The sequence below is a fragment of the Paenalcaligenes hominis genome, assembly GCF_011927625.1.
GTDB classification, from domain to species: Bacteria; Pseudomonadota; Gammaproteobacteria; order Burkholderiales; family Burkholderiaceae_B; genus Paenalcaligenes; species Paenalcaligenes hominis.
The window spans coordinates 262804-275344 of record NZ_JAATIZ010000001.1; the positions used below are offsets into that span (position 1 = coordinate 262804).

11 protein-coding genes are annotated in these 12541 nt (G+C 48.3%); 9 read left to right on the forward strand and 2 right to left on the reverse strand.

The features are described from left to right. The first annotated feature begins 16 nt into the window (after positions 1-16). From GGR41_RS01260 to trmD, 4 genes are all read left to right on the forward strand, one after another. A complete protein-coding gene (locus GGR41_RS01260; RefSeq protein ID WP_077733519.1) occupies positions 17-256 on the forward strand; it encodes a sulfurtransferase TusA family protein in 240 nt (79 codons plus the stop codon). 129 nt (positions 257-385) lie between these two features. After that, positions 386-640, forward strand: coding sequence for a 30S ribosomal protein S16 (gene rpsP, locus GGR41_RS01265; protein ID WP_077733518.1), 255 nt, complete (start codon positions 386-388; stop codon positions 638-640). Positions 641-661: 21 nt separating this feature from the next. Continuing rightward, complete coding sequence (gene rimM / locus GGR41_RS01270; protein WP_167660293.1) at positions 662-1288, forward strand: ribosome maturation factor RimM; 627 nt, start codon at positions 662-664, stop codon at positions 1286-1288. 2 nt (positions 1289-1290) lie between these two features. After that, the gene (gene trmD / locus GGR41_RS01275; protein WP_167660294.1) at positions 1291-2058 is read left to right on the forward strand and encodes a tRNA (guanosine(37)-N1)-methyltransferase TrmD; all 768 of its coding nucleotides are present in this window, start codon (positions 1291-1293) and stop codon (positions 2056-2058) included. Positions 2059-2120: 62 nt separating this feature from the next. Here the strand turns inward: trmD and GGR41_RS01280 are convergent, their stop codons facing one another. Both GGR41_RS01280 and GGR41_RS01285 read right to left on the reverse strand, forming a co-directional pair. Further along, on the reverse strand, positions 2121-4574 hold the full coding sequence (locus tag GGR41_RS01280; RefSeq protein ID WP_167660295.1) for a penicillin acylase family protein: 2454 nt from the start codon (positions 4572-4574) through the stop codon (positions 2121-2123). 185 nt (positions 4575-4759) lie between these two features. Continuing rightward, entirely contained in the window at positions 4760-7615 is a 2856-nt protein-coding gene (locus GGR41_RS01285) for a valine--tRNA ligase (protein WP_167660296.1), read from the reverse strand. A 240-nt stretch (positions 7616-7855) separates the two neighbouring features. On the opposite strand from GGR41_RS01285, the gene ndk reads away from it, so the two are divergent. Genes ndk through hisS form a run of 5 tightly spaced genes read left to right on the forward strand, consistent with a single transcriptional unit; the run spans position 7856 to position 12538 of the window. Beyond that, positions 7856-8281, forward strand: coding sequence for a nucleoside-diphosphate kinase (gene ndk / locus GGR41_RS01290; protein WP_167660297.1), 426 nt, complete (start codon positions 7856-7858; stop codon positions 8279-8281). 32 nt (positions 8282-8313) lie between these two features. Further along, positions 8314-9465 carry a dual-specificity RNA methyltransferase RlmN gene (rlmN, locus tag GGR41_RS01295; protein ID WP_077733514.1) on the forward strand — a complete coding sequence of 384 codons (1152 nt, stop codon included), beginning with the start codon at positions 8314-8316 and terminating at the stop codon, positions 9463-9465. Further along, positions 9462-9944: a helix-turn-helix domain-containing protein gene (locus tag GGR41_RS01300; protein ID WP_077733513.1), complete on the forward strand. Its 483-nt coding sequence runs from the start codon at positions 9462-9464 to the stop codon at positions 9942-9944. Before rlmN ends, GGR41_RS01300 begins: the two co-directional genes overlap by 4 nt. Next, positions 9941-11218: a flavodoxin-dependent (E)-4-hydroxy-3-methylbut-2-enyl-diphosphate synthase gene (gene ispG / locus GGR41_RS01305; protein WP_167660298.1), complete on the forward strand. Its 1278-nt coding sequence runs from the start codon at positions 9941-9943 to the stop codon at positions 11216-11218. The genes GGR41_RS01300 and ispG overlap by 4 nt, the downstream gene beginning before the upstream one ends. 36 nt (positions 11219-11254) lie before the next feature. After that, positions 11255-12538 carry a histidine--tRNA ligase gene (gene hisS, locus GGR41_RS01310; protein ID WP_077733511.1) on the forward strand — a complete coding sequence of 428 codons (1284 nt, stop codon included), beginning with the start codon at positions 11255-11257 and terminating at the stop codon, positions 12536-12538. Positions 12539-12541 lie beyond the last annotated feature (3 nt).

A 12541-nucleotide genomic window follows, 5' to 3' on the forward strand; every position in this document is an offset into this window, starting at 1 on the left:
AACTACTGGGTTTTATATGTCAGATGCCATTTCATTTGAGCTAGAGGTCGACACCAGTGGGCTATTGTGTCCGCTGCCTATCTTACGTGCTAAAAAAGCACTGGCTCAGGTTCAAAGTGGGCAGGTGGTGAAAGTGATCACCACCGATCCACGTGCCAAAGAAGACTTTCAAGCATTCACTGATCAAACAGGCAACACGTTGCTTGGTCAGTTTGATGAGGGCGACGGCGTCATTCATTACATTCGTCGTCGCTAATAAAGGTAGATTCTAAGTTGTTGTGTATTTGTCGCGTAAACCGTGTAAAATAGGCAAGCAATTTCCGCTAAGGCTGTCTTAGTGGTAGAATCTTTGGTTTTACACTTTTTTAACAGGAAGGGATTATCAATGGTGGTAATTCGCCTAGCCCGTGGTGGCTCCAAGAAACGTCCGTTTTACACTGTAGTAGCCGCCAACTCTAGCGATCGTCGCGATGGTCGCTTCATTGAGCGTTTAGGTTTCTACAACCCAGTTGGTGGTGAAGGTCAAGAAAACCTACGTCTACAATTGGATCGTGTTCAGTACTGGGTAGACAACGGTGCTCAGCTATCTCCAGCTGTAGCTCGTCTAGTAAAAGAATACTCCAAAGCTCAAGCTGCTTAATTGCCTAGGTAGTGCTTCGTTATGCCTTTAAAACAGATGTCATTGGATTTGCCTACTGATTTGGTTGAAGTAGGACGTGTGGTATCTGCTTATGGGGTTCGTGGCTGGATCAAGGTTCAACCTTATTCAGCTGATGCCGAAGCATTGCTTAGTGTTAGAAAGTGGTGGCTCCGAGCGCCCGTACCTCCCAACAAGGCGGGCGACTTGGCAACTGCTCCGGCGCAGTTATTAACGGTGGTTAAATCCCGTCCTCATAGTGCAACAGTTGTTGCTCAGTTTCAGGGCTTTGATGACCGTGACCTAGCCGAAAAGCTCAAAGCGCATACCGTCTGGATATCGCGTGCTGAGTTTCCCTCAGTGGATGAAGACGAACATTACTGGGTCGACTTGATTGGCTGCCTATTGTATGGCGACCACAATGGCCAGTCCGTGTTGGTAGGACAAGTTGCTAATGTCTTTGATAACGGAGCTCACGCCGTTCTCGAGGTACATCTCGGCTTCCTAAACGATCAGGCCCAGTTCATATCGCAGCTTGATGCTAAACAACGTCCTGTTGTGGAACTCGTGCCTTTTGTCGAGGCCTATATCAATGAGGTCGACCAGAGCAAAAAAACGATTCTAAGCTCGTGGCCTTTTATCCCTAATTAACGATGCGTTTCGACGTCGTTAGTCTTTTTCCTGAAATGTTTAGCCCATTAACTGATAATGGCGTGAACGCGCGTGCGCGTAACAAAAACATTTGGGACTTACAGTTTTGGAATCCGCGTTCTTATACGCAGGATGTACACCGCACCGTAGATGATCGCCCTTATGGGGGTGGCCCGGGCATGGTGATGTTAGCGCAACCCTTAGATGCGGCCGTCGATGAAGCTATTGCTGCTCGGCAAGCACAGCAATTAACTTCGCCAGTGATTTTAATGAGCCCTACCGGGCAGCGTTTTGATCAACGCGTTGCACAGCAGTGGGCTCAAAGCGATGGCGCTATCATCGTTTGTGGCCGTTACGAGGGAATTGACCAGCGATTTATTGATACTCGGGTCACCCACGAGATCTCCCTAGGTGACTTTGTGTTGTCTGGTGGGGAAATTGCGGCACTTGCTGTGATGGACAGCATTATCCGTCTCTTGCCCGGCGTCCTCAATGATCAGCAATCTGCCGTCTGTGACTCATTTCATGTGGGACTAGATGGCTTATTAGACAGCCCTCATTACACACGGCCAGAGATCTACAATGGCATGGCTATTCCTGAGGTGCTGAAATCAGGTAATCATAAAAACATAGAACGTTGGCGTAGAGAGCAATCATTACGGCTCACTTTTATACGTAGACCGGAATTGATTGAGCAAGCACGTGCCCAAGGGCTTTTAGATAAAAAAGATGAACTGTTTTTAACTGAATTAATGGCAAATCAGCGTTAATAAGTAATTAAAATACGCGAGCCATATATAGCCCCAGTCCTTGATGACTGGGGCTTTTTAGTTTAAGGCTTTGAGGTGGGAAGAATCAGTACGGCATCGCTGATGCTAGTGGCCTGAATGGTTTTTGGGTCTGTGTGGACGATTTTACATTCAAAGTTTTCATATAGGCTTAGTTGGTCATCATAGTGTGGGCTGCGTTTGCCGTTTCGGTCTATAAAGCCACTTTGTCCTGGTGGCATGGCGTCACAAAACTCCACCTTATTTTCATAAAAGATGACGCGATCATTTTGTGTGCCACGATTTTGATAGCCTGTGAACTGAAACGTATTACCCAATGTGGTTTGGGGTGTGCCAGTAAAGTTTTTATCACTAAAACGGTGAACTGAGGTAGGAAGCTGCCACGAAGAGAAGTCAGAGCCTTGCTCGGCTTGTAAGCGTGCATAGGTATTAGCTAAAGCTTCACGCATCACTGCAGTGGAGTTTTTGTCTGCAAATAAAGCGTAGCGACTTGGATCCGGATTTTTCTCTAGATCTAAAGCGCGTAACAGGACCTTGGTACCCATACTCAAATTAATTGAACCGGGATTCATGCCTGTTTCTGAGGCAAAGCCGGTACTGGTGTACGCAGCTTGATGGGTGCTAGGGATAAGAGGCACAAGAGTTAACTTGTACATTTCCTCTAGCCAAGTGCGAAAAATCAGTCGTTCTGGTCCTTTGTTATGACTATTTATATTTCTTTCCACGCCATCCCATTGAATTAAGGCTTGGGCCATATCAAAGTAGGGAGCGGTTGCATCAATGCTGGCAACAGTCTGCTTTAGGTGTGAAGCAAAATAGCGCCAATTAACGTCAGCGTAAGAGGCAATACGGTTAAAATCCCAAATTTCCTCTAAGCTGAAGCGATCTTTTTTCTCGTACTGAACGTTGAGTTCGTTAACGCGATCGCCATACGACCAAAAATACGTATCTGTATTGGTCTTATCAGGAGCGGGACGATTGTTCCAGTTAGTTAAATAGCCTTGCGACGGATTGTAAGCTTTGGGAATAGCGTCAAAGCCCTGTATGCCTTCCCATTCCATCGTACCGTCACCTTTAGCGGGGATGCGTATGTCTTGGTGTGGTGGACGTTTTGGAAGATAACCCGGAGACACATAACCAATATTGCCATTTGCATCAGCGTAATACCAGTTAATCGTGATGGCCATCTTTTCCGCTTGCTCTAGGTATTGTTCCCAGTTTTGTGCTTTAGCTACCCGCAACCAAGCCAAAAGCGACTGAACCTCGTAGCCATCCCAGCTTCTTTTTTTGCTGTAAGCGACATGATTTTCTTTGTCAAAATGACTAATTAGTCCGTGCTGTGCACTCCAGACTGAAATAGTCTTATCTGCTTGATCGCGCACGCGAATGTGTTCTTTGCGTTCAGTTAAATCTACATAGCGCCCATTAAATAAATATTGGTGTGGCTGAGCAGGATTTAGTTGAAGCTGGTACATGTCCACCACGTCCTGAGGTCCTGCGGTAGAGCCCCAGGCAATTTTGCCATTAGTGCCAAATAAAATGATGGGATAGGCAAATGGGGTGTTTCCTACGACATCAAAGCCTGCGCCATGCAGACCAATACCATATGTGTAACTGGGGTTATACCAACCAAACTGAGGGCCATTAATCAACACCGTTGCGTTTTCAGTAACACGTTGGGGTTGGGTAATCCAAAGGTTACTCGCTTTGGGAGCAAAGTCTGGCCCGATGCCACCCCAGTGTTGCTGCTGGTGTGCATGGACTGCGGCAGTTAATTGCGTAGAGATTGGAGCAAGCTTGGGTTGGCTTACCTGGCTCAGCTCAGCCGTATGGCCTGTGGGTACGGTAGTGGGGGAGGCCGGATCATTAATCCAACGTAACTCATTAAAAATGCGCTGTGCTTTTTCCTTGCCATGCTGCTGCTCAAGGTCTTGTAGCAGGCTGAGAGCGCTCATTTCAAGGTTGATGTCAGAGAAACGATTAGCCATGGAGCCAACCCATATCATCACCACATCAAAGCTGCTTAATGGGGTGGGTTCAAAATCATAATCCACATACTCTTTTGGGAGTAACTCAGGATTTTGCTGTACTTTTTTTAGGTAAGCATTAAAGCCATCGGCATAGCCCTGAAAAATAGCAGCGTCGTCTTTATTTAAAGCTGCAATTTGCTTATGAATAGAAGAGGGGTTGAAGTTCTTACGCACACTGATGTCGTAATTTAAATAGATATCGTTCTCTCCTGCACCCAAGACCTCAGCGGTAGTGCCTACAAAAGAGCGTCGTGCCATATCAATTTGAAAAAGACGGTCTTGGGCGACGGCATACCCGTAACCATAGAAAAGACCATATTGATGATCAGCAAAAACATGAGGAATGCCATAGTGATCACGATGAATGGTCACTGTATTTGGAAGTTGAGCGTTAACTGGTTGAAATAGCGAACAAGCGAGTAGGCTGAAGCCTAATAGAGTTTTCTTAGGCCCAGAAAAATAGCGCATGTAAGAGTCTCCTGATTTGATACATATTATTAATGTTATAAAAATATCCTGATGTGAATTGCAGGATAGAGTCATAAGATAAAAGTAAACTCTTCACGCTTCAAGTAAGGGCTTTTACTAGGCTGCCGCAAATAAAATAAAAAAACGCCCCGTTTGGGGCGTTTTTTTTGCGTTGTTATATAAGTTTAAGCACGTAAACGCAGTAGTTGTTGCTCAATTTTCTCTAAGGTTTGTGTGAAACCTGCTAAACGATCACGCTCTTGTTGAACCACGGCAGCAGGGGCGCGCTCTACAAAGCTAGCGTTGGTTAGTTTGCCATTGGCTTTAGCGATTTCCGTTGTTAAACGATCGATTTCTTTGGTAAGACGCGCGGTTTCTGCCTCGATGTCGACTTCGACATGCAGCATGAGCTGGGTGGTGCCCACGACTTGGACTGGTGCACCTAAATCAGGAAGCTGCGCATGAATTTCCACATCGGTAAGCTTGGCTAGCGCTTTTAAGTAAGGGGTGTGCTGCGCTAGCATGGTTTCATCGCCTTGAGCCAAGAGTGGCGCACGTTCAGAGGGTGACAACCCCATTTCGCTACGTAAGGCGCGAATTGCATCAACTTGAGTTTTAAGCTCGTTCACTTGTTTTTCAGCCTGCTCGTTAAGCTCGGCTTCGATAAACTCGGGATAGGCTTGAACGCTGATGCTTTGTTCTTGATCTACCTGACGTTTCCCTGCAATTAAAGAAACTTTTTGCCAGAGCTCTTCGGTGATGTAAGGGATGATAGGGTGCGCTAAACGTAATAGCGTTTCAAGCACTTCAATTAGCGTGCGTTGCGTGCCTAGTCGTTGAGCAGGCGTGCCTTGTTGGATTTGGACTTTAGCCATTTCCAAGTACCAATCGCAGTACTCATCCCACACAAAATGATAGATAGCATTGGCAATATTATCAAAGCGGTATTCCGCAAAGTTGCGTTCGACTAGCTGAATTAAGCGTTGTAATTGGCTACGGATCCAGAGGTCAACGGTAGAGTATTCGGCGGCGGCTTCTGGCTGGGCAAACGGGAGGTCGGCCTCGGTATTCATTAAGACAAAGCGTGTGGCATTCCAAAGCTTGTTGTTGAAATTGCGATAGCCTTCGCACCGTTTCAAATCAAAGTTGATGTTGCGACCCAACGTGGCATAGGCGGCCATGGTGAAGCGCAGGGCATCCGTACCATAGGCGGGAACTCCATCGGGGTAATCTTTGCGGGTACGTTTAGCAATGCTGTCGGCTTGTTTGGGGTTCATCAGCCCAAAAGTGCGTTTCTGTACTAGGGTTTCCAAATCAATCCCGTCAATTAAGTCAACGGGGTCGATGGTATTACCGCGCGACTTGCTCATTTTCTTACCTTCCATGTCACACACTAAGCCGTGAACATAGACGGTGTTAAAGGGGACTTGGCCTGTCATGTGCATGCTCATCATGACCATGCGTGCTACCCAAAAGAAAATAATATCAAAGCCGGTAACCAGGATGCTAGATGGCAAGTATTTGGCTAAATCGGGTGTTTGCTCTGGCCAACCTAAGTCGGTAAAAGGCACCAATGCAGAAGAAAACCAAGTGTCCAGTACGTCTTCATCACGGCGTAGCTCGCCTGTAATACCTTGGGCCTTGGCTTTTTCTTGGGCTTCGGCTTCGTTGCGCGCCACGATGATGGTGCCGTCTTCGGCGTACCATGCCGGAATTTGATGCCCCCACCAGAGCTGACGCGAAATACACCAGTCTTGAATATTGTTTAACCACTGGTTGTAGGTGGTGTTCCAGTTTTCAGGAACAAATTTAACTTGTCCATTGGCCACGACCTCGAGAGCGACATCGGTGATGCTTTTACCTGGGTTCATGGCGCCTTCAGGGGCAGGTTTGCTCATGGCCACAAACCATTGATCGGTAAGCATGGGCTCGATGACGGTGTTGGTGCGGTCGCCGCGTGGAACCATTAGTGTGTGTGGTTTAACCGCCTGCAAAGCCCCCATGGCTTCGAGGTCTTCTACGATGCGTTTGCGCGCCTCAAAACGGTCCATACCTTGATATTTTTCAGGTGCGTTCTCGTTGATTTTTGCATCCAGGCTAAGAATGCTGATTTTTTCTAACCCATGGCGTTCACCCACGGCATAGTCGTTGAAGTCATGCGCTGGGGTAACTTTGACCACCCCTGTGCCAAAGTCTTTGTCTACGTAATCATCAGCAATAATGGGGATCTCACGGCCCACTAAAGGCAGAATAACACTTTGCCCAATCAGGTGTTGGTAGCGTTCGTCCTCGGGGTGTACCATTAAGGCCACATCGCCTAGCATAGTTTCTGGACGTGTAGTGGCAACCACTAAATGGGTTAACTCGCCAGTGGGTTCAGTTAAAGCGTAGCGAATCTCCCACAAATGACCTTGCTCTTCGGTGCTCTCTACCTCAAGATCTGATACGGCTGTGCCTAAAACGGGATCCCAGTTCACCAAGCGTTTACCGCGATAGATAAGGCCTTGTTCATACAAACGCACAAAGGTTTCAGCGACGCCGCGAGTCAGGTTTTCATCCATGGTGAAGTATTCGCGATCCCAGTCACATGACGACCCAAGACGACGAATTTGCTGGGTAATGGCACTGCCGGATTGTTCTTTCCATTCCCATACTTTTTCTACAAAGCGTTCGCGTCCTAAATCGTGGCGCGAAATATTTTGTTGATCCAGTTGGCGCTCTACAATGATTTGGGTGGCAATACCCGCGTGGTCGGTACCAGGAATAAACGCTGTGTCAAAGCCTTTCATGCGATGGTAGCGCGTTAAACCGTCCATGATGGTTTGGTTAAAAGCGTGGCCCATATGCAAGGTGCCAGTGACATTCGGTGGGGGGCATTGAATCACAAAAGCAGGGCTAGAGCCGTCAGCAGTAGGCACATGCTGCCCACTACGAAATAAACCGGCTTGTTCCCATTGGGCATAACGCTGACTTTCAATGTCTTTGGGTTCAAAGCTTTTGGCGAGCTGATCAAGTAGAGAGGTATTGGAAGAGTTGGTCATTATGTTGCGAGTTAAGGCAGGATCTGGGGGGCTACCCCCAAAAAGCCGCTATTAAAAAAATATAAGTCTAAAAGCGGTATTTTAAGATGCAGCATGAGGCTGTGGGCATGTTAAAATACTTCGCTATCTTAAAAACATCAAAAGTGATTGTTTTTTTTGATAAAAACAACATTTTCTTTGTCATTGTCGTCTTTGTCTATGCAGGCACGACATCTATTTTTGTTTATACTGGGATTTTACATGGCTATTGAACGTACCCTATCTATTATTAAGCCTGATGCTGTTGCTAAAAACGCAATCGGTCAAATCATTGCTCGCTTTGAGGCTGCTGGCCTAAAGATCGTAGCAGGTCGTTTAGTCCAACTATCACGCGCCGAAGCCGAAGGCTTTTACGCTGTACATAAAGAGCGTCCTTTCTTTAATGATCTCGTTGAGTTCATGATTTCTGGTCCTGTATTTGTTCAGGTCCTCGAAGGCGATAACGCTATTGCTAAAAACCGCGAGCTTATGGGTGCTACTAACCCCAAAGAAGCCGCTGCCGGTACGATTCGCGCTGATTTCGCTGACAGCATTGATGCTAACGCCGTTCATGGCTCTGATGCGCCTGAAACAGCAGCTGTTGAAATTGCGTATTTCTTTGCTGAAACAGAAGTTCACAGCCGCTAATTGTTAATTGCTCCACCGCACGTCAAATCATTATGTCAGAAACTCGTATGAATATCATGGGTCACACGCCCGAACAGTTAGCCGAACTGGTCGCCCAATGGGGCAATAAACCATTTCGGGCTAAACAATTGCAACGTTGGATTCACCAGCGCGGCATTCGCGACTTTGAGCAAATGACAGATTTGGCGCGCGTGTTTCGCGAGCAGTTGGCAGAGCACTGCTCAATTTGCACTCCCGAGGTCCAAGTTGAGCAACGCTCTGCGGATGGCACACGCAAATGGCTCTTTGATGTAGGCCAAAATAACTCTGTCGAGGCGGTCTATATCCCCGAAGACGACCGTGGCACATTATGTATTTCCAGCCAGGCCGGTTGTACCGTAGCTTGCCCGTTTTGTTCTACGGGCTATCAAGGCTTTAACCGCAATCTCAGTGCGGCCGAAATCATTGGTCAACTGTGGTTTGCACGCGATCAACTGCGCCAAAACCCCGAGCAGGCGCGAGTTGGCTCAAACCCTCAGCCCGTAGTCGACGATCGCTATATTTCGAATGTGGTCTTTATGGGCATGGGCGAGCCATTATTAAATTACGACCAAGTGCTCATCGCCTTGCAGCTGATGCTTGACGATAACGCGTATGGTTTGTCACGTCGCCGTGTTACGGTGTCCACGTCGGGCGTAGTCCCCATGATGGATCGTTTGGCTAAAGATTGCCCGGTAGCGTTAGCCGTGTCTTTACATGCGCCGAATGACGCCTTACGCGACAAGCTCGTGCCTTTAAATCGTAAGCACCCCTTGCGCGAGCTCATTGCATCGTGTAATAACTACTTGCAGTACGCACCGCGTGATTTCATTACCTTCGAATACATTATGCTTGATGGCATCAATGATCAACCCGAGCACGCACAGCAGTTGCTAGCTATTGCTAAACAAGTCCGTTGTAAATTCAATTTAATTCCTTTTAATCCGTTCCCTCAATCTGGTCTTAAACGTTCGCCAGCTGCCACGGTACGAGACTTCGCTCAACGTTTACAAGAGGGTGGGGTCGTCACCACGGTGCGCAAAACTCGAGGTGATGACATTGATGCGGCATGTGGTCAATTAGCGGGCGATATTCGTGATCGCACTCGAATTCGCGAACGCTTGCCTAACCAAGGAACGATTCTAATTAAACCGGAGCGAGCATGAGTTCTCCCACCTCTAGTGCAGCGCTAGAGACTCCCTCACAAACCTTGGGGCAGGCATTATTCGAGTTGCGTCAATTGCAGCAGTTAAGTCTCGCCGAGGTATCAACTCAAACCAAATACTCCATTCCTCAACTCGAGGCCCTAGAGCAAGACGATTGGGAGGCATTACCTAGTGGTGTGCCTTTGCGCTGGATGGTTAAAAGCTATGCGCGAGTCTTAAATACCGATGCCGACGCATTGTTAGCTTTGTTAGGGCCGCAACAAGGACAAGCCCCTAAGGTGTTGCACACAGATAGACGACAAGGCGCTGACTGGGGTAGCAATGACAGGCCGTTATATTCAGATGCGGCACCGCGCTCATGGGGATGGTGGTTAGTTATTCTTATTCTCATTGTGGTTGCCGCGTTTTATGCCTTAAATCAGGGCTGGATCCCTGAAGACTGGCTGATCTTTGACTGGCTTAAAGAGTTTCGTTCATGATTGATTTATTTGAATTCACGCAGTCAGGTCGTTGCGCCTTGCCTGTAGGGGCTGCTGCCCCTAAATCCACACGTCAGGTGACGATTGGATGGAAGCACAATCACGTTAGGGTGGGCGGCGGCGCCCCCGTTGTTGTGCAATCCATGACCAATACCGCCACCGAGGAAGCCATTGCGACGGCAGTCCAAGTCAAAGAGTTAGCGCTAGCTGGCTCAGAGCTGGTACGCATTACGGTAAATACACCGGCGGCAGCCAAAGAGGTGCCCGCCATACGTGAACAGCTGGATCGCATGAATATTCATGTGCCCTTAGTCGGTGACTTTCATTACAACGGCCACAAGCTCCTCACCGATTACCCCGAGTGTGCGCAAGCCCTGTCTAAATACCGCATAAACCCAGGCAATATGGGGGGTGGGAAACGGCGTGATGATAACTTTGCGCAAATGATTGACGTAGCGTGCAAGTACGATAAGCCCGTGCGTATTGGGGTGAACTGGGGCAGTTTAGATCACGAGCTAATGGCGAAAATGATGGATCAAAACGCACAAATGGCCCAGCCGTGGGAAGCGCAAGCCGTGATGCGCGAGGCACTGGTGGTGTCCGCTATTTCAAACGCACAGCGTGCTGAACAGCTGGGCTTGGCAGGGGATAAAATCATCTTGTCATGCAAAGTCAGCCATGTTCAAGACCTCATTACTGTCTATCAAGACTTATCTGCACGTTGTGATTATCCTCTGCATTTGGGTTTAACCGAAGCCGGCATGGGCAGCAAAGGGATTGTTGCCTCTACAGCTGCTTTATCGGTGTTGTTGCAACAAGGTATTGGCGATACCATTCGTATCTCATTAACGCCTGAGCCCGGTGGTGATAGACGGCAAGAGGTTGTTGTTGCCCAAGAAATCTTACAAACCATGGGGTTACGTGCCTTTACTCCTATGGTGGTGGCTTGCCCTGGTTGCGGCCGCACAAGCAGCACGGTATTCCAAGAGCTAGCCAATGACATTCAAGCCTACTTGCGCGATCAAATGCCCGTATGGAAGAATCAATACCCTGGCGTAGAAACCATGAACGTGGCGGTAATGGGCTGTGTAGTCAATGGCCCCGGTGAAAGTCGGCACGCCGATATTGGAATCAGCCTGCCTGGCACAGGCGAGACCCCCGCGGCTCCCGTGTATGTGGATGGGCAACGAGTCGTCACGCTAAAAGGTGATACGATTGCACAAGAGTTTCAGCAAATAGTATTGGATTACGTACAAAAAAGGTACGCTCCTTAATTATAAAATAGGCCTTGGCGCCTACGGAAAGGATTTATGTCGAAGTCTGTACAAAAACTTCGTGGCCTAACCGGCATGAAGGATATACTCCCCGGTGAAAGTGCCCAATGGGAACAATTAGAACAAACCGTGCGCACGTGGTTAGCTAGCTATGGCTACCGCAATATGCGCACACCAGTGTTGGAGTTTACGCAGCTGTTTGCTCGCGGTATTGGTGAGGTCACCGATATTGTAGAAAAAGAAATGTATTCGTTTACGGATTCATTAAACGGTGACAAGCTTACGATGCGTCCAGAGTTCACGGCAGGTCTAGTGCGCGCCTCCATCGAGCACAATATGCTTTACGATAGACCGCATCGCATTTATTCGATTGGGCCTGTCTTTCGACACGAGCGTCCTCAACGTGGGCGTTATCGTCAATTTCATCAAATTGACGTTGAGGCATTAGGCTTTGCTGGGCCCGATGTGGATGCCGAACTCATTATTATGTTGGCACGCCTTTGGCGTATTTTGGGCCTGAACGATGTGCGTTTAGAGATAAACTCGCTGGGCCAATCCGACGAGCGTGCTGCACACCGCGATGCCTTAATTGCGTACCTAGAGCAACACAAAGACGTGTTAGACGAAGAAGCACAACGCCGCATGTACACCAATCCATTGCGAGTGTTGGACACAAAAAATCCGTCCATGCAGGACATGGCTAATAACGCGCCCAAACTGTTTGATTACTTAGGCCCAGAGTCTCTGGCTCATTACGAGGCTGTTTGTGCTCGTTTAGACGATGCGGGCATTGCTTATACCCTTAACCCACGTATGGTGCGCGGTTTAGACTATTACAATTTAACAGTATTTGAATGGGTCACTGATCGCCTCGGCGCGCAAGGTACTGTTTGTGGTGGTGGTCGGTATGATGGCTTGATCGAAGTGTTAGGCGGCAAACCGGCTCCAGCGGTGGGTTTTGCTATCGGCATGGAACGTTTGCTTGACTTGATCTCCCAAGACCAAGATCAGCTAGCTGTCCCAGAATGTCAGGTCTATGTCATTCATCAAGGCGACTCTGCCCAGCGTCAGGCTATGCGCTTGGCGGAACAGCTGCGTGATCAAGGCTTAACTACCATAGTGCATGCGGGCTCGTCTGGTTTTAAATCCCAATTTAAACGTGCCGATGCGAGCGGTGCGGTGGCGGCTGTCATCCTAGGCGAGTCAGAGCTCGAGCAGCAACACGCTAGTGTAAAATGGCTGCGCGCTGATGATACACAACAGCCTCAGGAAAGCATTGCATTTGATCAACTGGCCACCTACTTACACGCAAAGGTCTAATTC